Below are 22,011 nucleotides of genomic sequence, written 5' to 3'. Positions count from 1 at the left end.
GATTCATAAAACACATAAGAGATTACCGCGAAAATGAGAACTCCTTTTCCTATTCCTACAATGTATTCAATTCCTTTTATATCCTGCAGCCAGCAGTTTTTCTGTATAATTGAGCTCTTCCACCTTCATAAGCCTTCCTTGAACTTTTCCATTTTCTGTTCCCTCCTCTCGAAATGTATAAAGTGTACGAAGCTGAATATTTCCCTGTTCATACTCTGTTACTTCTGCTATTTCCAACACCTTTCTGCTTTTATCCCGCAGTCTTCCTAAATGAACGATAATGTCCAGAGCAGATGCGATTTGCCTTTGAATTGCCGTAAAGGGAAGCTCTATTCCCATCAGCATCATTGTCTCCAGGCGTTTTAACATATCGGCAGAATTATTTGCATGTCCTGTAGACATAGAACCACTGTGACCGTTTAACATTGCCGACGAAATCATGTCTACAGTCTCTTCTCCCCTTACTTCACCGACAATAATTCTATCCGGTCTCATCCTAAGGGCAGATTTTATTAAATCTCGGATTGTGACTGCGCCTTCTCCTTCTAAATTTGCGTTTCTTGCTTCCAGTCGGACAAGGTTATCTACTCCTTTAATTTGAAGTTCTGCGTTATCTTCGATTGTAATAATCCTTTCTTCTTTCGGTATAAAATCTGATAAAGCATTTAAAAATGTTGTTTTGCCTGCCCCAGTTCCTCCGCTGACAAAAATATTATATTTTGCCCTCACAAGTATTTTTAAAAATTCTGCCGCTTCTTCACTGATACTTCCAAATTGTATTAGCTGTCTCATTGAAATTGCTTCTTTTGGAAATTTTCGAATGGTCATAATCGGCCCATTCAGAGCAACAGGCCGTAATACTACATTTACTCGAGATCCATCCGCTAACCTTGCATCCACAATAGGTGAAGATTCATTGACATAACGGTTTGTACCTGACACAATCTGCTGAATTACATCTTCCAGCTTTTCCAGTGACAAAAATTTTTTCTCTGAACGGAATATTTTTCCTTCTCTTTCAAAAAATATATGCTCTGTTCCGTTTATCATTATTTCTGTAATTGAATCATCTTCTATCAATTCTTGTAAAATATCGAGCTTACGAAATGCGTTGAACAATTCCCGACTTATCTGTATTTTTTCATTGAGTGGAATATATTCCTTTCTGCCTGCTTCTTCCAGTATGTCCTGTATCATCTGTTCTAGTTCTTCATCCTGTATTTCTTTTGACATATCCATCTGAAGCATCATTTTTGAATACAGCCATTCTGTATTAACCATTTTCATGCCTTCTTTTCTTCTGTTAAACTATTTCTAATTTTTCTTGTAATCCTTTTACGTATAGTATGCTCCAGTATTTCTTCCATTCCCATCTGCCGGATATTCTGTTCATAGCGCATAATTTTTTTCTTAGACACCGGATCATCTACATAATGTGTATATACTGCAGAACAATTTTTTAAAATTGGATATAACCCGTCTATACTGTCTCCCAAATCTAGAATTACTGTCTCATAGATACATTTTTTTAATATTTGATCAAAAAGGTTTATCCAGTCTTTTTCTTTTACTTCCCTTAAATCCTGCATAATTGGTATTGGCATAATATAGTCTAATTCATCTATCTGTCCCGCCATAGTACTAATACGTAATCCTAAATTATCTTTATTTTGTCCCGCATAATAGAGTAGATCTCCAAGATTTTTTTCCTTTTGATCTGGGAAGTATAATTCACTCGCAGGATATTCTTCTAGATTCAGATAGAGTGTTGGAACATATTTGGCTGTTTTTATTCCTAGCTGGATTGCAAATTTTGTTTTACCAATTCTGTGTATAGGAGAATAAATTCCTATCAACCCTTTCCGTACCGATTGTTTTTCTGAATACTGCCTTTTTCTTATTTGTGAAGTAGTTTCTTTTGTACTTATATCTTCCTTGCTGTCACAAAATATAAGTTTTACAATCTTTTCTGCCGGCTGATACCGGTATATACTTCTTTTATCTTCTTCCTTTTTGTAATTTTCCTTTTTTGTCAATATAAATGTTTTTTTTGCAGGTATACCAAGTGTTTCCTCACGGATACATTCTTCTGCTATCAGAAGTATATCGATAGGTATCTCGTTGGAAAATATTATAAGACTTTCCAAATTATAAAAAATTTGAAACTGAAAATCCGTTTTTTCTTTTTCACAAATAAACTTTGTCAGATTCTCTGCATATTCTTTCTCAGGATCACATATTACAAAATGACCTGAATCCACTTTCTCCCTCCTTACATCATTATTTTTACTGTCCATTAATTGAAAAATTTGCCGCGAATCTACGGCACGAATAGAACGTATGACAAATGGATATATTTCTTTATCCATTCCGCAGACCATTTACAATAAAAGATTAAGTAAATGGAAAACCAGATTGATTTCTGGTGTGTAAATCGAATTATAAACGCCAATCTTTCCTTTGTCTATACATAAATCTAAATTTGCAGGATTTTGTGAAATACTCACAAAGTCTGATAAAATAAAATACCATAAAGAAGACAGACACCTGGAATTCCAAGGCTTCCAGTTGTCAAAAAGGAGACAGCATTTAATCCTACATTCAATGTATTTTCATTAGGAAGAACAAACTGATTAATGAAAAAAATCAATGCCATGCCAATCACTGCACGTACAAGGAAATTCACTACAGCAGAAATAAGTCTGTTTTCCATTTATACTGACTCCTTTTCAAATTTATAATATATCTTATTCCATGTCTGTCTTCATTATGCTATATAATTTTAAAAACTAATTTAATGGTTCTTGTCCTTTTTCTAATGCTGTATTTATTACCTTCCCTCCTTTTACAAAACATATTAAAATATAACTTTGATGCAAAAACAGGTTTTAGTTTCTGCTGTCCTTCTACTTTATGACAGTATTGATAATATATCAAAAATAAGATATAATTATATCAATAAAATATATGAAAGGATGAAAAAAATGATTATTAAGGCTTCAGCAGCACTTCGGAATGATTATGCCTCTATTTCTAATATTGCAAGAAAAACCAATGAACCTATCTATATAACAAAAAATGGCGAGGGCGATGGAGTATTTATGAGTATCGACGCCTTTGAGAAAAGAGAACAGATCTTAGAACTTCGTGCAAAAATTATACAGGCAGAAGAAGAAAGGTTAAACGGAGCAAAAACAAGAAGCATCTCCGAAGCAAGAAAGGAATTGAGAGAACGTGCCAGAAACATATCATATTAAAATTCTCCCTACGGCGTGGGAAGATTTGAAAAAGATAGAAGATTATTATTTGCTTCAATTTGGTGTAAAATCCGCTGTAAAAGTTACAGAGCAGATTTTAAACAGTATTGAAAGATTAGAGAGTTTTCCAGACTCCGGTTCTCTGACTCCAGATAAATGGTTGAATAACCAGGGATACCGAATGGTCATATCTGAAAGATATGTCTCTATATATCGACAGATAGAACAAACTATTTATGTTTACCATATTGCAGATACACAGACAGAATATACGAAGCTGTTTTTGTAATAGTAATTTTATATTTTTTCTAGAATTTGAAAAATTAAAAGGTTAAAATTTCTTTCTTAACAGTAATTCTTTTAGTCAAAATGCGAAAATTATATGATTAAAATAAATCATATAATTTTCGTATTTTTATAAATTATTCACAATTTTTTATACTTATTTATATTATTAAATCACAAAAATTAATATCACTATACAATTAACATTGAATTTTTATGAACAAATATGATAAATTAATAATGAATTAATAGAACGTTTTATTTGTAAATATGGAAATATAAAATTTCATTTTTTTATTTAGCGTAAACTGTTTGGGAGGAATACATATTATGAACATAGCAGTTATTGATGTAGGAACATCCAGTATGAGAGGGATTTTGTATAATGAAGCCGGAGAGATTCTTCACATACATCAAATTCGTTATTCTGTACATTATCTCAATGAAACGTTTGCTGAACAAAATCCAGATGACTGGAAATCCTCTCTCTATAAGATTGGCAAAAATCTTGCAGAATGGGCTGATACAAACAATAAAAAAATAGATGGGCTTTCTCTTACAAGTCAACGTTCTTCTGTTATTCCTATTGATAAATATACGCATCCTCTCTCCCCTGCAATTATGTGGATGGACAAGAGAAATACCTCTATTTGCAGTGAATTAAAGTATGCCGAAAAACTGATTGTCAAAAAGACCGGTGCAAGAGTCAATGATGTATTTTCAGGAAGTAAAATGACATGGATAAAACGAAACCAGCCGGAAATATATAAAGCAGCATATAAGCTTCTTACTATTGCTGATTATCTCGCTCTATTAATGACAGGAGAATTTAAAACAGATCATACGTATGGCAGCCGTTCTTCTCTGATGAATATCAGAACCCGTCAGTGGGATGATGAATTGCTGAAACTTTTTGAGATTGATAAGGGCAAATTATGTGATTTAATCTCCCCCGGAGAAATTCTTGGAACTACTACCAAAGAATTCTTTCAGGCAACAGGAATCAGACAGGGAACCCCTCTTGTAAGTGCAGGAGGAGATCAGCAGTGCGCTGCTCTTGGTTTAGGGATCATTCAAACGGGAGATATGGAATTAACAACAGGCACTGGCGCTTTTCTTCTTGCATATAGCGACAGAGTACCTGAAAATCTGGAAGATAATGTAATATGCGGAGCTCATGCAGAAAAAGGAAAATATGTACTTGAGTCCAGTATTATTTCTTGTTGTTCACTCTATGACTGGTTTAAAGAACAATTTTATTCGAATGATAAAGATTACGATTCTATCAATCAAGATATACTTCAATCTGTACCTGGGGCAAATGGTTGTATTGCTCTCCCTTATTTTCAGGGGCGCGGAACTCCTGACTGGAATACAAAGGCAGCCGGCTGCTTTTTAAATTTAACTTTAAAGACAACCAAGCAGGATATGTCAAGATCCTTACTTGAATCTATTGCTATGGAAGCCGCTAACAATATTGATGTACTGGAAAATTATGTAGGAAATACAGATAAAATACATATCAGTGGAGGACTTACTAATTTTTCATCTTTCAATCAGATACAAGCAGATGTATATCAAAAAAAACTTATAAAAAGTCAAAATCCTGAACAAACTTCTCTTGGTGGTCTGATTAACGCATTGGTTGCATTAAAATGTCAAAAAGATTATCCATCTGCCCTTAATCTAGTCAAAAAAAATGAAGAGAGTCTTATCTATCATCCTGATAAAAAGAATCTCCTCGTTTATAAAGAAAAGAGAATGCATATGAATAAATTTTACAAAAAACTATATCTTGATAAGTAACTTATTTCATTTCGAACAGAATAAGTACAGTATACTATTAAATAATAATAAATAAAACCTGATACAAAAGTTTATTATTTTATAATTATTGTACCAGGTTTTATTTCTTTGTAAATTTTATTATTCCTCTTCTTCTCCAGAAATTTCTACCTGTTCTCCATCAATTTCTGCAGAAGCTTTTCTTACTTTAGCTGTACTTGCAACAGTTTCATTTTCTGGTAAATTAATTAATTTCACGCCTGAAGTTATTCTTCCATATACAGAAATATCAGAACACTTCATTCTTATGATAATTCCTTCTGTATTTATTATCATAATCTCATTATCTTCATCAACCGCCTTCATGCCAATTACATTTCCTGTTTTCTCAGTAATTTTATAGCATTTTACACCTTTTCCACCGCGGTTTTGTCTTGTGAATTCATCCATCTCTGTACGTTTGCCCATACCCTTTTCAGAAACAATCAAAAGATAATTTCCCTGGCTGCTCATTTGCATACCGATAACAACATCATTATCACTTAAATTCATTCCGCGCACTCCCATAGAAGTTCTTCCTGTTGAGCGCACATCCTGCTCATTAAACCGGATACACTGTCCATATTTCGTTACAAGTATAATATCCTGTTTATTATCTGTTACTTTTACTTCAATCAGTCTGTCATCCTCACGCAGTGTAATTGCAGCAAGACCAGTTTTTCTGACATTTGCATAATCACCTATAGGTGTTTTCTTTACAAGTCCTTTCTCTGTCGCCATAAACAGATATTTTCCATCCTCATACTCATAGATAGGAATCACTGCTGTTATTTTTTCGTCCGGCATAAGCTGAAGCAGGTTAATAATTGCAGTTCCTCTTGCCGTTCTTCCTGCTTCCGGTATCTCATATGCTTTTAGTCTGTAAACTCTTCCTGTATTTGTAAAGAACATGATATAATGATGACTTGTAGTAATAAATAACTCTTCGATATAATCATCATCCAAAGTCTGCATACCTTTAATTCCTTTTCCGCCACGATTCTGGCTCTTAAAGGTATCCATAGTCATTCTTTTGATATATCCAAGTTTTGTCATAGTAATCACTACATTTTCTCTTGGAATCAAATCTTCCATAGAAATATCAAATTCATCATATCCGATATGTGTTCTTCTCTCATCTCCATATTTTTCAGAAATGATTAAAATTTCTTTTCTGATTACTCCTAGAAGAACTTTTCTGTCTGCAAGAATCTCTTTTAACTCTCCAATACGTTTCATCAGTTCTTCATATTCTGCTTCCAGCTTTTCACGTTCCAGACCTGTCAATGCACGCAAACGCATATCCACGATTGCCTGTGCCTGTACATCTGTCAGTTCAAATCTTGCGATCAATTCCTCTTTTGCAATCTGAACTGTTTTTGACCCTCTGATAATTTTAATCACTTCATCAATGTGGTCTAAAGCAATCAGCAATCCCTGTAAAATATGAGCTCTTTCTTCTGCTTTATTTAACTCATATTTAGTTCTTCTGGTAACGACATTTTCCTGATGTTCCAAATAATGCTTCAGCATATCTAAGATATTCATAATCCTAGGTTCATTATTTACAAGCGCAAGCATAATAACACCAAATGTATCCTGAAGTTGTGTATGTTTATATAATTGATTTAATATAACATTCGGATTTACATCTCTTCTAAGCTCAATACAGATACGCATACCTTCACGGCTGGACTGATCACTTAAATCAGTAATTCCGTCTACTCTCTTGTCTCTGACAAGTTCCGCAATTTTTTCAATCAGTCTTGCTTTATTTACCATAAACGGAAGCTCTGTCACAATAATTCTGTTCTTTCCATTTTGCATAGGTTCAATATTTGTAACAGCACGTACTCTTATCTTTCCTCTTCCGGTACGGTATGCTTCTTCAATTCCTCTGGTGCCTAGAATCTCTGCACCTGTCGGAAAATCAGGACCTTTTACAATTTTCAATATATCTTCAATTGTAGTTTCCCCATTCTCATCTATCTGGTCATCAATAATCTTTACAACCGCCGCAATTACTTCCCTTAAATTATGAGGAGGAATGTTTGTCGCCATACCTACCGCAATACCAGATGTCCCATTTACAAGAAGATTTGGAAATCTAGCCGGAAGTACGACCGGTTCTTTCTCTGTCTCATCAAAGTTAGGAGCAAAATCTACTGTATCTTTGTTAATGTCCGCAGTCATCTCCATAGAAATTTTGCTTAACCTTGCTTCTGTATAACGCATTGCCGCAGCGCCGTCTCCGTCCACAGAACCAAAATTTCCATGTCCGTCTACGAGAGGGTATCTTGTAGACCATTCCTGTGCAAGATTAACCAATGCCCCATAGATAGAACTATCTCCATGAGGATGATATTTACCCATTGTATCACCGACAATACGCGCACATTTACGATGCGGTTTATCTGGGCCATTATTCAATTCTATCATTGAATATAAAATTCTTCTCTGTACTGGTTTTAATCCATCTCTAACATCAGGAAGAGCACGAGCAGCAATTACGCTCATTGCATAGTCGATATAAGAAGTTTCCATTGTCTTTTTTAAATCGACTTCATGGACCTTATCAAAAATATTATCTTCCATTTTTTTCTCCTTTTTTACTTAACTTTTGCATACTATCCAGCTCTAAAATCTTTGATTTTACAGCTAGCTTTCGGTTGCTTCCGCTTCCTATCCCAGCTCTAAAATCTTTAATTTTATCGCTAATTTTGGCTGCTTCCGCTTCCTATCCCAGCTCTAAAATCTTCGATTTTATCGCTGAATTGGCATTTCCAATGCCAATTCATAAAATTTATACATAACAAAAATACAAATGAATTTGATTTTTGCTCTGCATAAATTTTCTGGATAGTCGCTGTAAAGTGCTATATATCCAAATTTTGAACGTATTTTGCGTTTTCTTCGATGAATTCTCTTCTTGGTTCTACTTTATCTCCCATCAAGGTGGTAAAGGTTAAATCAAGTTCGGAAGATGTTTCTTCATCCATTGTTACACGAAGCAGTATTCTATGTTCTGGGTCCATTGTTGTATCCCATAGCTGCTCTGCATCCATCTCTCCTAAACCTTTATATCTCTGAATTTTATTATTCCCGTCTCTTCCTACTTCTGTCAAAATATTATTTAACTCCTCATCACTGTAGGCATACCAGACTTTTTTATTTTTTTCCAGTTTATAGAGAGGCGGCTGTGCCAGATATACATATCCTTCTTTTATTAAATCAGGCATAAACCGATATAAAAAGGTTAATAATAAAGTACTGATGTGAGCGCCATCTACATCGGCATCCGTCATAATAATAATCTTATGATACCTTAATTTTGAAATATCAAAATCTTCATGGATACCCGTCCCAAATGCTGTAATCATTGCTTTGATTTCTGCATTTGCATAAATTTTGTCCAGACGTGCCTTCTCCACATTCAAAATCTTTCCGCGCAATGGAAGAATTGCCTGTGTTGCACGATCCCTTGCTGTCTTAGCAGAGCCGCCCGCGGAATCTCCCTCTACGATATAGATTTCACAGTTTACGGGATCCTTATCTGAACAATCTGCAAGTTTTCCAGGAAGCGACATTCCTTCCAACGCAGATTTTCTTCTTGTCAGATCTCTTGCTTTTCTTGCCGCTTCTCTCGCACGCTGTGCCATAACAGATTTTTCAACCGTCAGTTTTGCTACATTTGGATTCTGCTCAAGGAATATTTCCAACTGTGTGCTTACAATATTATCAACTGCTCCTCTGGCTTCACTATTTCCAAGCTTTTGTTTTGTCTGTCCTTCAAACTGCGGATCTTCAATCTTAACACTGATAATTGCAGTCAGTCCCTCTCTTATGTCTTCTCCTGACAGATTTGGTTCATTGTCCTTTAAAAGCTTATTTTTTCTCGCATAATCATTAAATGTCTTTGTCAAGGCATTTCTAAATCCTACGACGTGGGTTCCACCCTCAGGAGTTGTAATATTATTTACAAATCCATAGGTATTATCACTATAAGAATCGTTGTGCTGCATTGCCACTTCCACAAACACATTATCTTTCATTCCCTCGCAGTAAATAATCTGCTCATACAAGGGTGTTTTACTTCTGTTTAGATATGTGACAAATTCTTTAATTCCGCCTTCATAATGAAATGTCTTTTCCTTTGGTTCTTCTTCTCTGTCATCCCTTAAAATAATTTTCAAACCCTTTGTCAAAAAAGCCATTTCCCTAAACCGTTGCTTTAATGTATCATAGTCAAAAATTGTCTCCTCAAATATTTCCTTATCTGGCAGAAATGTTACCTTTGTTCCTGTCTTTTCTGCATCACAATCCCCTACAATTTTTAATTTGAATGCAACTTTTCCTCGTTCATAACGTTGTTTATATATCTTTCCCTCATGGTAAATCTCTACTTCCAGCCATTCAGACAATGCATTTACAACAGAAGCGCCTACTCCATGAAGTCCTCCTGACACTTTATATCCGCCGCCGCCAAATTTTCCTCCCGCATGCAGAATTGTAAATACAACTTCTACTGCTGGAAGTCCTGCCTTATGATTGATCCCTACAGGAATACCACGACCATTGTCTACTACCGTAATAGAATTATCTCTATTTATACTGACAAATATAGTGTCGCAGTATCCGGCAAGTGCTTCATCGACTGCATTGTCAACAATCTCATATACTAAATGATGGAGACCTCTTAAAGAGGTGCTTCCGATGTACATGCCCGGTCTTTTTCTTACCGCTTCCAATCCTTCCAATATCTGAATTTGGTCTGCTCCATATTCAGCATCAAATTCCGTACTTGTTGCACCCATTTAAAAAACCTCCTAATTTTCTTTCGCTACTTTTCCATTTTTTACATGGAATATTTTATTAATAGAAAAACGATGATTCACAAATTCGTCTAATCCAGTACAAGTAATTACTGTCTGTATATTATGGATACTGTCCAATAAATAGTTTTGCCTATGTTTATCCAATTCAGACAAAACATCATCTAATAATAATATTGGTGTATCATTTATTAGTTTTTTTACCAGTTCAATTTCTGAAAGCTTTAAAGAAAGAGCTGCCGTTCTTTGTTGTCCCTGAGAGCCAAACTTTCTAATATCTAAATTTTCTGCCATAAAGCACAAATCATCTCTATGTGGACCAACAGAAGTACTTTTCATTCGAATATCTCTTTCCCTATTTTTTTTCAGTGCTTGTTCAAGAGAAAGTGTTCCTATACTCTTTTCGTATACAATAGAAATTTTTTCCTTTCCACCTGTTAATTTAAAATGAATATCAGAAATTATTTTATTTACTTGACAAATAAATTCTTCACGCCTTTCCATCACTTTGTTTCCATATTCGACTAACTGCAAGTCCCATATATCCAAAGTTTCCATCAAATTTTCCTGTTTATATAATTCTTTCAATAAGGAATTTCTTTGATTGATAATACGATTATAATTAGACAGGTTGCTCAGATATAATTTGTCAAGCTGTGACAGCTCTAAATCTATAAATCTTCTTCTTCCAGACGGACCATCTTTTATGATATTCAAATCTTCGGGAGAAAAAAATACAAAATGTACAATCCCAAATAATTCACTTGCCCTTCTGATAGGAATTTTATTAATAGCAATACCTTTTGGACTATTCTTTTTTAAATGCATGTCTATTTGAAAGTCAATTCCATTCTTGTTTACAATTGTTTCAAGATGGGATTCTTCACATCCAAATCTTATTAAATCTCTATCTTTTGTGCCTCTGTGGGATTTTGTAGTTCCTGTCAGGTAAAGCGCTTCCAAAATATTTGTTTTTCCCTGCGCATTGTCTCCATACAAAATATTTGTCTTTGGATCAAAGGTCAAATCTAATAAATCATAGTTCCTATAATTTTTAAGCTTTAAAGATTTGATTACCATACTTTCTCCATTACCACTTACCTATTTTACACTTTTTCGCACTATTTTTCAATTTTTATTTCCATGGAATTAAAAACGACAACATCTCCATCATAAAGTTTTCTGCCGCGTCTTACATCCACTTCCTTGTTTACTGTAACAAGACCATCCTGTATTACCTCTTTTGCCTCTACACCGGATTCTACAAATCCCGCTGCTTTTAAAGCCTGTCCCAGTTTAATAAATTCATCTTGCTGGCGTAATTTTATAATCTCCACTTTTTTTCCTTTCCAGACCGACCTATTTTACTTTTGTCTATGCAACTGCGCTGAAATTTACCGGAAGAATCAAATAAATATAGCTTTGTGCCTCATCTTTGATAAAACATGGTGCTTTTGCATTCATAAAGTATAATTCAACTTCCTCATCATCAATAACTCTTAACGCATCTATTAAAAACTTAGGATTAAATCCTATCAATAAATCTTTTCCTTCTTTTGCAATAAAAATTTCTTCGTCCATCGAACCAATTTGTGATTTTATTTTCAGCTCCATGGAATCATCTCGAATGTCTATAATAATTGGCTTTTTATCACCTTCTTTAATTAAAAGCGTTGCACGATCTATACAATCTAATAATTCACGTTTATTTATTTTTACTTTCGTTTCATAATCACTGGAAAGCATCTGATCGATCTTAAAATACTCACCTTCAATAAGACGTGATACGACAACTGTCTTATCAAATTCAAATACAATATGATTCTTTGTAAATGAAATATCCACTTCAGCTTCAGCTTCTCCACCGATAATTTTACTGATTTCCTGCAAAGTTTTTCCTGGAACAATTACTTTCTTAGAATCATAAGAATCCTTCAGTTCAATCTTGCGTATTGAAATTCTATGTCCATCAAGTGAAACTACTTTCAGTATATTTTCTTCAATTTCAAAGAGCTCTCCAGTCATCATTTTATTTGTATCATTATCAGCAATAGAAAAAATTGTCTGCCGAATTACTTCCTTTAAAGTAAATTCTGTAACTGTAATAAAGTCATCTTTTTCAATTACAGGAAGGTATGAAAAATCATCTCCCGATTGTGCTGCAATATTAAATTTAGCTTTTTCACATGTAATTAAAGCCTGATTATCAGATTCGGTTTCAATTACAACGTCATTATCTGGAAGCTTTCGTACAATTTCTGAGAATATTTTTGCATTTAATGCAATAATTCCTCTTTCAATTATCTCTCCTTCAATTCTAGTTTCAATTCCCAATTCCATATCATTTGCTGTCAATTTAATTTCTTCAGCAGATGCATCTATCAATATACATTCTAAAATAGGCATTGTAGTTTTAGAGGGAACTGCTTTTGATACGATACCGACTCCTTTTACCAAATTAGATTTTGTACAAACAATTTTCATGTTAGGTAACTCCTTTCAACTTCCATATATTTGTGGGGAATAAATTTTTGTCTTTCTTTTTAGATAGAAATATATAAAATAATTCCGTCTTATTCTTAATAGGGACTGTGAATATGTTAATAAGTACTTCAAAGCCTTAAAAAATAAGAGGTTGTCCATTTTGATAACTGTGTAGAAACTAGTTGTACAAGAGCAGGACAAAATGGGAATAACAAAAACCTAAAAGAGGTTAAAATAGTTATTTACATCTTCATCCACATACTTTTTACATAGTTATTCACAAAAATATACTTCTTTTACACTATATTGGATTTATTTTTTTCTTTATAATATTTACAGTATTATTAAGTGCTTCATCATTTTGAAGTGCTGCTTCAATTTTGTCTACGCCATGGCTGATAGAAGCATGATCTCTTCCTCCAAGTATAATTCCAATTGATTTTAATGGTGTTTCTGTCATTTTACGGCATAAATACATGATGATTTGTCTTGGAAGAACAATTTCCGCATTACGTTTTTTCCCTTTTAATTCAGAAACAGGAATATTAAAATGATCGGACACAATATCAATAATCAGTTCCGGGGTTACAATACGGTTTCTATCAGGAGAAATGATATCCTTTAATGCTTCTGCTGCAAGAGGTATATCGATTGCCCTGTTTTCAAGATTAGCAAGAGCAATAAGTTTGTTTAATGAACCCTCTAGTTCCCGGATATTGGATTTTATATTATTTGCTATATACTGCATGACTTCATCGGGAATATGATAGCGTTCCAGACCATCTAATTCTTCTTTTTTTCTCAAAATAGCCATTCTGGTTTCATAATCGGGAGAAGAAATGTCTGCAATTAATCCCCATTCGAACCGCGTGCGGAGTCTTGCCTCAAGTGTCTCAATATCTTTTGGCGGCTTGTCGCTGGAAATGATAATCTGTTTTCCTGAAACATGAAGATGATTAAAAGTATGGAAGAATTCTTCCTGTGTACTTTCCTTTCCTATAATAAATTGAATATCGTCAATTAAAAGTACGTCATTATTTCTATATTTTTCACGAAATGTTGTCATTGCAAGTTCATTTCCATTTTTTCCGACCTTTAGAGCATCAATGAGTTCATTTGTAAATGTTTCACTTGTAACATATAATACTTTTTTAGAAGAATCATTTTCTAATATAAAATGGGCGATAGAATGCATCAAATGCGTTTTGCCAAGTCCGACTCCTCCATATATAAAAAGAGGATTATAAATTTCACCCGGTGATTCTGCTACTGCCAAAGAAGCAGCATGAGCAAAATTATTGTTGCTTCCTACAACAAAGGTATCAAATGTATATTTTGGATTTAGATTTGCCTGTTCAAATATAGCATTTGATTTTTGTTTTTTAACAGCTGATTTTTTCTTTTCCCTGATAACAGTCTGATCCTCTGTGACAAATGAAACCTCATATTCGATTCCTGTTACTTCACCGATGCATACACGGAAAGGAAGCCTGTACTTCTCCTCAATATGTTCCAGGCTTGCTCTTAACTTTACCAGTATGTATACAGTATCTTCTGTTACCTCATATACAGTAAGCGGGGCAATCCAGGTATTATATGAAATATTTGAGGAGCAATATTCTAATTTCATTTTATTTAGGATCTGCTCCCAATTTTCTTCTACAATATTCATGGATAATAACTCCTAATCAATATAATAGAGAGACATAAAGGCAAAATCTCTCTATTACATTTTACATCAAAAAAGGTGTATAAGCAACGGAAAATCCATGTGTATAAGTTTATAAACATAGAAGATATTGAGAATTAAGATAAGTTTATAATAAAAATAAAAGTTATCTACAGATTATTTCATAGTTATCCACAAGTTATTCACATTATGTGGATAAAAAAATGCCACGAATTGCTTGACTTATCGCTGGTTTTTTTCTATAATTAAGAGCAGTGTCTTTTTGTATAATGAGATAATATTGTTTGTACTTTAATTATAAAGTATATCAAGTAAAGGGAGGTGTATGGATAATGAAAATGACATTTCAGCCTAAGAAAAGATCAAGATCTAAAGTACATGGTTTTAGAGCAAGAATGAGTACAGCAGGCGGAAGAAAAGTTTTGGCTGCCAGAAGAGCAAAAGGAAGAAAAAAATTATCAGCGTAGGCCGCATATATGTGGCCTTTTCTTCTATTTATTCGAATTTCAAATGCAGATGGAATGAGGTTATGAATGAAATTTTCCGAATCTCTAAAAAAAAATAAAGATTTTCAGATTGTATACAGGCAGGGAAAATCTTATGCAAATAAATATCTTGTGATGTATATTTTTAAAAATGAACTTGGAATAAACCGTTTAGGAATTTCCGTCAGCAAAAAAGTAGGAAACAGCGTTGTAAGACATCATCTTACAAGATTAATCAGAGAAAGTTACAGACTTTCAGAAGAACATTTCCAGAGTGGATATGATATTGTTATAATTGCCAGAGTAAGTGCAAAAGAAAAGAAGTATTATGATATTGAGAGTGCACTGATCCACCTTGGAAAGCTTCATGATATATATGTCTGATTGGACAAACATAAAGGAGTGCGGTAGAAGATGAAACGGATTTTAATCGCGTTAATCCGGTTTTATCAGAAGTATTTATCCGGATTAAAAAGACAATATCACTGTATTTATACACCAACTTGTTCACAGTATGGGATCGAAGCAATTGAAAAATATGGAGCAGTCAAAGGAGGAGCATTGACTGTATGGAGAATACTGCGCTGCAATCCATTTGCAAAAGGAGGGTATGACCCGGTACCTTAAGGAGGATAAAAGATGTATGGAATTTTAGCTGCCGGTTATGGAGACTGGCCGATTATCAAACAGATTGCCTGGCTGTTAGGTAAACTGATGGATGGAATCTATAATGTGATGGATGCAATTGGAATTCAGAACATTGGTATTTGTATTATTATTTTTACAGTCATAATTTATACACTGATGATTCCTCTTACAATTAAACAGCAGAAATGGTCTAAAATGTCGGCTGTTATGCAGCCTGATATAAGAAAAGTTCAGAAAAAATATGCAGGAAAAAGAGACCAGGCTTCCATGTTGAAACAACAGGAAGAAATGCAGATTATTTATGAAAAATACGGAACATCTCCAACAGGAGGATGTCTTCCGATGTTAATACAGATGCCAATTCTGTTTGCACTTTATCCGGTAGTTTCTAATATACCGAAGTATGTAGAAGGTGTAAAAAGTGTTTATATGCCTGTGGTAAATCAGATTATGGCAACAGATGGTTTCCAAAAAATTATGGAAAAAATAGGAGAGGCAAGTCCGGTACTTATGAGCCCGAAATCCTATGACTATACAAAAGCGGATACCATTGTCAATGCATTATATAAATTCCAGGATTCCACATGGGATACATTGGTTGACAAAATGCCTTCTTTAAGTGGAATCGTAAATGATACAGTAAGCCAGGTAGGGCATTTAAATAGTTTTCTAGGTATAAATATCGGGGAACAACCTTTTAATATGTTAATGACTGCACTGCATGATTTTTCAATTATAGGAATTATTATGGCAGTGATTATTCCTTTGATGGCAGGTCTTACACAGTTCATTAGTGTGAAATTACAGCCTCAGCCGGCAATGCAGGACAATGGAGATAATCCGATGGCAGGTTCTATGAAAACAATGATTTATACAATGCCATTGATTTCAGTTGTGTTTGGTTTTACTCTTCCTGCCGGATTAGGTCTCTATTGGGCGGCAAGTGCTTTGGTAAGATGTGTACAGCAGCTTGCAATCAATAAATATTTAAGTAAAAAATCTGTTGAAGAACTGATCGAAGAAAATCAGAAAAAAGCGGCTAAAAAACGCGAAAAAAAGGGAGCTTCTGCAAAAGAAATCAACAAGATGGCAACACAGAATACAAGAAATGTTACAGCTAAGAAAAAATCAAATGTTTCTGATTCTGAAAAAGAAGAAAAGCTCAAAAAAGCAGCAGAATATACGAAAAATGCGAAGCCCGGAAGTCTTGCATCTAAGGCAAACCTGGTAAGTAGATATAATAGTAATAATAGTGTAAGTAAAGAAAAAACGAAAAAAGAAGATAGTGATAAATAATTATCGCAGGAAGGAGCCGGGATGGACGGGAGTATCAGAGTATCAGCAAAGACTGTCGATGATGCAATAACAGAAGCATTGATTCAGTTAGGTGTAACAAGTGACAGACTAGAATATGAAGTGATTGAAAAAGGAAGTGCTGGATTTCTGGGAATTGGTATGAAACAAGCAGTAATAGAAGCGAGAAGAAAACCAGAACCAAAACCAGAGATAAAAGAAGAACCTGTTAAGAAACCCGAAATAAAACAAGAAAAGCCAAAACAGGCGGAAGCCAGACCTGCAGAAAAGACAGAAGAAAAACCTGTAAAGATGGCAGAAGAACCTGCTGTAAAACAGAAGGGTGAACTTGCTGAAGTTACAGATGAAGCGATAAGAGCAGTAGAATCTTTCTTAAAAGATACATTATCTGCAATGGATATGGAAGTAGAAATTATTTCTAAGATAGATGAAGACGGTGCATTGAGTGTTGAGATGAATGGAAAACATATGGGAATACTGATTGGTAAGAGAGGTCAGACACTGGATGCGTTACAGTATCTTGCAAATCGTGTTGCAAATAAGTATCAGGAAGGATATGTCAGAGTAAAACTGGATACAGAAAATTATCGTGCAAGAAGAGAAGAAACATTGAAAAATTTGGCAAAGAATATTGCACATAAAGTAAAGAGAACAAGAAGATCAGTATCTCTTGAACCTATGAATCCATATGAGAGAAGAATTATACATTCAGCTTTGCAGTCAGATCCATATGTTACAACCCATAGTGAAGGTGAAGAACCTTACAGAAAGGTAGTTGTGACTTTAAAGAAATAAGAGGACATAGAAGCGAAAGAGACGTTTTGCGCTTCACGGAAACTTTCGTGAAGACAGAGGCGTCTCTTTATTATTTATAGAAAATCTATATTTGATTAATGAGGTAGAAAATGAAAAAGGATACAATTGCCGCAATTTCTACTGGAATGACAAATTCCGGAATTGGAATTGTCCGTATAAGTGGAGATGAGGCATTTAAAGTGATCGATCGGATTTATACGGGAAAAGAAATATTGTCAAAGGCGGATAGCCATACGATTCATTATGGGTATATTAAAAGAAATAGAGATATAATTGATGAAGTTCTTGTAACAGTTATGAAGGCACCAAAAACATTTACTGGAGAAGATACAGTAGAGATTAACTGTCATGGAGGAATATTTGTTATACAGAAGATTCTGGAGACAGTATTAGAAAATGGAGCAAGAACAGCAGAACCTGGTGAATTTACAAAAAGAGCATTCTTAAATGGTAAAATGGATTTATCACAAGCCGAAGCTGTAATCGATGTTATTCAATCCAAAAATGAGTATGCTTTAAAGAGTTCTATCAGTCAGTTAAAAGGAAGTATTCGCAGGAAGATAGAGGATATAAGAAAGGAAATTTTATATCATACTGCATTCATTGAAACAGCATTAGATGATCCGGAGCATATCAGTGTGGATGGATATGGAGAAAGATTAAGAAAGACAGTAGAAGAAATAAAAATAGAACTTAAAAAATTAATTTCTTCCTCTGATAATGGAAGAATTATGAAAGAAGGAATACAGACAGTTATTGTAGGAAAACCAAATGCAGGAAAATCTTCGTTATTGAATGTGCTTTCTGGCAAGGAGCGTGCTATTGTAACAGATATAGAAGGGACAACCAGGGATATTCTTGAAGAGCAGATACAGATACAAGGATTAAATTTGAATATTATAGATACTGCAGGAATAAGGGATACAGAAGATATAATTGAGAAAATGGGAGTAGAAAAGGCAAAAGAATATGTAAAAGATGCAGATCTTGTTCTTTATGTGGCAGATGTATCCAGAAGTCTTGATGAAAATGATGAAAAGATTCTAAATCTTGTGTATAATAAGAAAACAATAATCTTATTAAATAAATCAGATTTAGAATCCGTTATAACAAAGCAGGATATGAAGGAAAAAATAAATAAAATTATATCAAAATCCATATCTGATGGGAAAGACATATCCAGTAAAATTCCTATGATTGATATATCGGCAAAGGAAGAACAAGGAATTCAAGAATTTGAAGAAATTTTGAAGAAAATGTTTATAAAAGGAAATCTTTCTTTTAATGATGAAATATATATTACAAATTTGAGACAAAAGTCAGCATTGAAGGAAGCTTTGAAAAGTCTGGAAAAAGTAACAGAAAGTATTTATAAGAAAATGCCGGAAGATTTTTATTCCATAGATTTAATGGATGCTTATGAAGCTTTAGGAAGCATTACAGGAGAAACAATAGGAGAAGATTTAATCAATGAAATATTCAGTAAATTCTGTATGGGAAAATAAGGATGTATATGATATTGTCGTAGTGGGAGCAGGACATGCAGGATGTGAAGCTGCACTCGCGTCTGCAAGACTGGGATTTAAAACAATTATGTTTACTGTCAGTGTGGATAGTATTGCACTTATGCCTTGTAATCCTAATATCGGAGGAAGTTCAAAGGGACATCTCGTCAGAGAAGTAGATGCATTAGGCGGAGAGATGGGAAAAATAATTGACCGCACATTTATTCAGTCAAAAATGCTCAATAGCTCAAAAGGACCGGCAGTACATTCCCTTCGTGCGCAAGCAGATAAAGCAGAGTATACGAAAGAAATGCGCCGAGTTCTTCAAAACCAGAAAAATCTGGATATAAGACAGATGGAAGTGACGAATATTCTGACAGAAGATGGAAAAATAACTGGAATACAGACTTATTCAGGAGCTATCTATCGTTGTCGTGCAGTGATTCTTTGTACAGGAACTTATTTAAAGGCAAGATGTATTTATGGTGAGGTTAGTATGCAGACTGGCCCTAATGGATTGCAAAGTGCAAATTATCTGACTGACAGTTTAAAATCTCTTGGAATAAAGATGTATCGGTTTAAAACAGGTACTCCGGCAAGAATTGATAAAAATACAATCGATTTCAGTAAAATGGAAGAACAAAAAGGGGATAATAGAATCATCCCTTTCTCATTTACTACAGATCCAGAGGATGTCCAGATTGAACAGGTATCCTGTTGGCTAACTTATACAAATGAAAAAACACATGAAATTATCAAAAATAATCTGGATAGATCTCCGCTTTTTTCGGGAATGATAGAGGGAACAGGGCCTAGATATTGTCCTTCTATAGAAGATAAGGTAGTGAAGTTTTCTGATAAAAACAGGCACCAGGTATTTATAGAACCAGAAGGATTAAATACAACAGAAATGTATATAGGAGGAATGTCAAGTTCTCTTCCTGAAGATGTCCAGTATGCAATGTACCGGAGCGTGCCTGGATTAGAGCATGCTAAAATAGTCAGAAATGCTTATGCAATTGAATATGATTGCATTGATGCAAGACAGTTGAAGAGTACACTAGAATTTAAAAATATAGAAGGATTGTTCAGCGGCGGGCAGTTTAATGGAAGTTCAGGATATGAAGAAGCAGCTGCACAAGGCTTGATAGCAGGTATTAATGCGGCAAGGAAGCTGCAGGGAAAAGAAGGAATTGTAATTGACAGATCAGAGGGATATATAGGAGTTCTTATTGATGATTTAGTTACAAAAGAGAGCCATGAACCATATAGAATGATGACATCAAGAGCAGAATACAGACTATTGCTCAGGCAGGATAATGCAGATTTAAGGCTTACTAAAATAGGATATGAGGTTGGCTTAATTGATGAGAAGAGATACAAAGATTTATTAAAAAAAGAAAATATGATAGAAGAAGAAATAAAGAGAATGGAACATACAAATATAGGAACTTCAGATGAAGTGCAGAAGCTCCTTTCTTCTTATGAAAGTACTCCTCTTGTTTCCGGCACAACACTTGCAGATCTGATTAGACGTCCTGAGTTGTCTTATGAAGCGCTTGCCCCTATAGATAAAGAGCGAGTAGTGCTTCCTTATGATGTTAAAGAGCAGGTTGAAATTAATATTAAGTATGAAGGATATATAAAGAGACAAAAGAGACAAGTTGAACAGTTTAAAAAATTAGAAAATAAGAAAATACCTCAAAATATTAATTATGATGATATTCAAAGCCTACGTATAGAAGCAAAGCAAAAGCTGAGTCAGTTATGCCCTGAATCTATAGGACAGGCATCTAGAATATCCGGTGTTTCACCGGCAGATATTTCTGTTCTTCTTGTATATTTGGAGAGTTATTACAAGAAAAATTGATTATAAAAAAATAAATATATAGGTGATAATCAGATGTCAGAAAAGTTCGATATACAGTTAGAGCATTTAAAAATAGATTTAAATAATAAACAGAATGAACAATTTAAGCAATATTATGAGTTGCTTATAGAGTGGAATAAAGTGATGAACCTTACGGGAATTACTGATCGTGATGAAGTATATGAGAAACATTTTGTTGATAGCCTTGCAATTGTTAAAGCAGTTAATATAGAAAAAGTAGAGTCTGTAATTGATATTGGCACTGGGGCCGGATTTCCTGGAATTCCTTTAAAGATAGCTTTTCCACATTTACATATTGTTCTTTTAGACTCATTAAATAAAAGAATTAATTTTTTAAATAAGGTAATTCAAACTCTACAGTTAGACGGTATAATTGCTTTACATGGCAGGGCAGAAGATTTTGCTAAAAAAGACGAATATAGAGAAAAATTTGATTTAAGTGTTTCACGTGCAGTTGCTAACCTTTCGACATTAAGTGAATATTGTCTTCCTTATATACGGGTAGGGGGTATATTTGTTTCGTATAAAAGCAGCACTGTAGATGAAGAAATAGAACAGGCAAAAAATGCCGTAAAAATTTTGGGCGGGAAAATAGAAAATAATATAAAATTTCAAATACCAGAATCAGAAATAGGAAGATCATTTATAAAAATACAAAAAAATAAGATTACTCCAAAAAAATATCCAAGAAAAGCCGGATTACCATCAAAAGAACCATTGTAAATATAAATTTAACGAAGCAACAAGCAGTGCGAAAAAAACAGGCAAACTCTGTGTCATGCTTGCATGTAAACAGAAGTTTGTCTGCTTCTTTTCATTCGGCGACTGCCGATAGCGAAATGAAGCGTATGCGAAATTGAGCTGGCACTGCGGAAATTGACAAAAGGGACGTGTGAAAGAGAGGCTTTGCATCGTTCGTCAGGGCTTCGCCGAAATTCCTCACTCACGCAAGGCATCTCTTTCACACTCACACTTTCGCA

The 22,011-nt window shown here is 34.2% G+C and carries 20 protein-coding genes; 11 read left to right on the top strand and 9 right to left on the bottom strand.

The features are described 5' to 3' along the window. Positions 1-66: 66 nt before the first annotated feature. The 3 genes from H8S37_RS09800 to H8S37_RS09790 all read right to left on the bottom strand — a co-directional run bounded on the left by H8S37_RS09800 (position 67) and on the right by H8S37_RS09790 (position 2,713). A complete protein-coding gene (locus H8S37_RS09800; RefSeq protein ID WP_186875887.1) occupies positions 67-1,281 on the bottom strand; it encodes a CpaF family protein in 1,215 nt (404 codons plus the stop codon). A gap of 2 nt (positions 1,282-1,283) precedes the next feature. Then, positions 1,284-2,261: a P-loop NTPase family protein gene (locus H8S37_RS09795; protein ID WP_186875886.1), complete on the bottom strand. Its 978-nt coding sequence runs from the start codon at positions 2,259-2,261 to the stop codon at positions 1,284-1,286. Positions 2,262-2,503: 242 nt separating this feature from the next. Then, a complete protein-coding gene (locus H8S37_RS09790; RefSeq protein WP_186875885.1) occupies positions 2,504-2,713 on the bottom strand; it encodes a pro-sigmaK processing inhibitor BofA family protein in 210 nt (69 codons plus the stop codon). A gap of 271 nt (positions 2,714-2,984) precedes the next feature. Here H8S37_RS09790 and H8S37_RS09785 point away from each other — a divergent pair, with 271 nt between their 5' ends. From H8S37_RS09785 to H8S37_RS09775, 3 genes are all read left to right on the top strand, one after another. Further along, the gene (locus tag H8S37_RS09785; RefSeq protein ID WP_186875884.1) at positions 2,985-3,257 is read left to right on the top strand and encodes a type II toxin-antitoxin system prevent-host-death family antitoxin; all 273 of its coding nucleotides are present in this window, start codon (positions 2,985-2,987) and stop codon (positions 3,255-3,257) included. Then, positions 3,235-3,546: a type II toxin-antitoxin system RelE/ParE family toxin gene (locus H8S37_RS09780; protein ID WP_186875883.1), complete on the top strand. Its 312-nt coding sequence runs from the start codon at positions 3,235-3,237 to the stop codon at positions 3,544-3,546. Before H8S37_RS09785 ends, H8S37_RS09780 begins: the two co-directional genes overlap by 23 nt. A 326-nt stretch (positions 3,547-3,872) precedes the next feature. Further along, positions 3,873-5,348, top strand: coding sequence for an FGGY-family carbohydrate kinase (locus H8S37_RS09775; RefSeq protein ID WP_186875882.1), 1,476 nt, complete (start codon positions 3,873-3,875; stop codon positions 5,346-5,348). Between the two features lie 120 nt (positions 5,349-5,468). Here the strand turns inward: H8S37_RS09775 and gyrA are convergent, their stop codons facing one another. The 6 genes from gyrA to dnaA all read right to left on the bottom strand — a co-directional run bounded on the left by gyrA (position 5,469) and on the right by dnaA (position 14,354). Beyond that, complete coding sequence (gene gyrA, locus H8S37_RS09770; protein ID WP_186875881.1) at positions 5,469-7,961, bottom strand: DNA gyrase subunit A; 2,493 nt, start codon at positions 7,959-7,961, stop codon at positions 5,469-5,471. A gap of 281 nt (positions 7,962-8,242) precedes the next feature. After that, positions 8,243-10,180 carry a DNA topoisomerase (ATP-hydrolyzing) subunit B gene (gene gyrB / locus H8S37_RS09765; protein ID WP_186875880.1) on the bottom strand — a complete coding sequence of 646 codons (1,938 nt, stop codon included), beginning with the start codon at positions 10,178-10,180 and terminating at the stop codon, positions 8,243-8,245. 12 nt (positions 10,181-10,192) lie between these two features. Further along, on the bottom strand, positions 10,193-11,278 hold the full coding sequence (gene recF / locus H8S37_RS09760; protein WP_186875879.1) for a DNA replication/repair protein RecF: 1,086 nt from the start codon (positions 11,276-11,278) through the stop codon (positions 10,193-10,195). Between the two features lie 41 nt (positions 11,279-11,319). After that, positions 11,320-11,535, bottom strand: a complete 216-nt coding sequence (locus H8S37_RS09755) for an RNA-binding S4 domain-containing protein (protein WP_186875878.1) — start codon at positions 11,533-11,535, stop codon at positions 11,320-11,322. A gap of 37 nt (positions 11,536-11,572) precedes the next feature. Further along, a complete protein-coding gene (dnaN, locus tag H8S37_RS09750; RefSeq protein ID WP_186875877.1) occupies positions 11,573-12,682 on the bottom strand; it encodes a DNA polymerase III subunit beta in 1,110 nt (369 codons plus the stop codon). A gap of 301 nt (positions 12,683-12,983) precedes the next feature. Next, complete coding sequence (dnaA, locus tag H8S37_RS09745) at positions 12,984-14,354, bottom strand: chromosomal replication initiator protein DnaA (protein ID WP_186875876.1); 1,371 nt, start codon at positions 14,352-14,354, stop codon at positions 12,984-12,986. Between the two features lie 350 nt (positions 14,355-14,704). Between dnaA and rpmH the strand changes: the two genes are divergently transcribed. From rpmH to rsmG, 8 genes are all read left to right on the top strand, one after another. Then, positions 14,705-14,839: a 50S ribosomal protein L34 gene (gene rpmH, locus H8S37_RS09740; RefSeq protein ID WP_186875875.1), complete on the top strand. Its 135-nt coding sequence runs from the start codon at positions 14,705-14,707 to the stop codon at positions 14,837-14,839. A 66-nt stretch (positions 14,840-14,905) separates the two neighbouring features. Beyond that, the gene (gene rnpA / locus H8S37_RS09735) at positions 14,906-15,241 is read left to right on the top strand and encodes a ribonuclease P protein component (RefSeq protein ID WP_186875874.1); all 336 of its coding nucleotides are present in this window, start codon (positions 14,906-14,908) and stop codon (positions 15,239-15,241) included. Positions 15,242-15,271: 30 nt separating this feature from the next. After that, positions 15,272-15,484, top strand: coding sequence for a membrane protein insertion efficiency factor YidD (gene yidD / locus H8S37_RS09730; RefSeq protein ID WP_186875873.1), 213 nt, complete (start codon positions 15,272-15,274; stop codon positions 15,482-15,484). 12 nt (positions 15,485-15,496) lie between these two features. Continuing rightward, the gene (locus tag H8S37_RS09725; protein ID WP_186875872.1) at positions 15,497-16,801 is read left to right on the top strand and encodes a YidC/Oxa1 family membrane protein insertase; all 1,305 of its coding nucleotides are present in this window, start codon (positions 15,497-15,499) and stop codon (positions 16,799-16,801) included. Between the two features lie 21 nt (positions 16,802-16,822). Beyond that, positions 16,823-17,614 (top strand): RNA-binding cell elongation regulator Jag/EloR, encoded by a 792-nt coding sequence (gene jag, locus H8S37_RS09720; protein ID WP_186875871.1) that lies wholly within the window; start codon positions 16,823-16,825, stop codon positions 17,612-17,614. Between the two features lie 110 nt (positions 17,615-17,724). Beyond that, positions 17,725-19,140, top strand: coding sequence for a tRNA uridine-5-carboxymethylaminomethyl(34) synthesis GTPase MnmE (gene mnmE, locus H8S37_RS09715; RefSeq protein WP_186875870.1), 1,416 nt, complete (start codon positions 17,725-17,727; stop codon positions 19,138-19,140). Continuing rightward, entirely contained in the window at positions 19,106-21,010 is a 1,905-nt protein-coding gene (mnmG, locus tag H8S37_RS09710) for a tRNA uridine-5-carboxymethylaminomethyl(34) synthesis enzyme MnmG (RefSeq protein WP_186875869.1), read from the top strand. The genes mnmE and mnmG overlap by 35 nt, the downstream gene beginning before the upstream one ends. 33 nt (positions 21,011-21,043) lie before the next feature. After that, positions 21,044-21,754, top strand: coding sequence for a 16S rRNA (guanine(527)-N(7))-methyltransferase RsmG (gene rsmG, locus H8S37_RS09705; protein ID WP_186875868.1), 711 nt, complete (start codon positions 21,044-21,046; stop codon positions 21,752-21,754). Positions 21,755-22,011: the final 257 nt, after the last annotated feature.

The organism is Mediterraneibacter hominis, assembly GCF_014287475.1.
GTDB lineage: Bacteria > Bacillota > Clostridia > Lachnospirales > Lachnospiraceae > Mediterraneibacter > Mediterraneibacter hominis.
This window is presented reverse-complemented; position numbering and strand designations above follow the sequence as displayed.

Bases quoted from the DNA above. Each gene is read 5' to 3' on its own strand.
- H8S37_RS09800 (WP_186875887.1), bottom strand. From the start codon at position 1,281: ATGGTTAATACAGAATGGCTGTATTCAAAAATGATGCTTCAGATGGAT.
- H8S37_RS09790 (WP_186875885.1), bottom strand. From the start codon at position 2,713: ATGGAAAACAGACTTATTTCTGCTGTAGTGAATTTCCTTGTACGTGCA.
- H8S37_RS09785 (WP_186875884.1), top strand. From the start codon at position 2,985: ATGATTATTAAGGCTTCAGCAGCACTTCGGAATGATTATGCCTCTATT.
- H8S37_RS09775 (WP_186875882.1), top strand. From the start codon at position 3,873: ATGAACATAGCAGTTATTGATGTAGGAACATCCAGTATGAGAGGGATT.
- gyrA (WP_186875881.1), bottom strand. From the start codon at position 7,961: ATGGAAGATAATATTTTTGATAAGGTCCATGAAGTCGATTTAAAAAAG.
- gyrB (WP_186875880.1), bottom strand. From the start codon at position 10,180: ATGGGTGCAACAAGTACGGAATTTGATGCTGAATATGGAGCAGACCAA.
- recF (WP_186875879.1), bottom strand. From the start codon at position 11,278: ATGGTAATCAAATCTTTAAAGCTTAAAAATTATAGGAACTATGATTTA.
- dnaN (WP_186875877.1), bottom strand. From the start codon at position 12,682: ATGAAAATTGTTTGTACAAAATCTAATTTGGTAAAAGGAGTCGGTATC.
- dnaA (WP_186875876.1), bottom strand. From the start codon at position 14,354: ATGAATATTGTAGAAGAAAATTGGGAGCAGATCCTAAATAAAATGAAA.
- rpmH (WP_186875875.1), top strand. From the start codon at position 14,705: ATGAAAATGACATTTCAGCCTAAGAAAAGATCAAGATCTAAAGTACAT.
- rnpA (WP_186875874.1), top strand. From the start codon at position 14,906: ATGAAATTTTCCGAATCTCTAAAAAAAAATAAAGATTTTCAGATTGTA.
- yidD (WP_186875873.1), top strand. From the start codon at position 15,272: ATGAAACGGATTTTAATCGCGTTAATCCGGTTTTATCAGAAGTATTTA.
- H8S37_RS09725 (WP_186875872.1), top strand. From the start codon at position 15,497: ATGTATGGAATTTTAGCTGCCGGTTATGGAGACTGGCCGATTATCAAA.
- jag (WP_186875871.1), top strand. From the start codon at position 16,823: ATGGACGGGAGTATCAGAGTATCAGCAAAGACTGTCGATGATGCAATA.
- mnmE (WP_186875870.1), top strand. From the start codon at position 17,725: ATGAAAAAGGATACAATTGCCGCAATTTCTACTGGAATGACAAATTCC.
- mnmG (WP_186875869.1), top strand. From the start codon at position 19,106: ATGAAATATTCAGTAAATTCTGTATGGGAAAATAAGGATGTATATGAT.
- rsmG (WP_186875868.1), top strand. From the start codon at position 21,044: ATGTCAGAAAAGTTCGATATACAGTTAGAGCATTTAAAAATAGATTTA.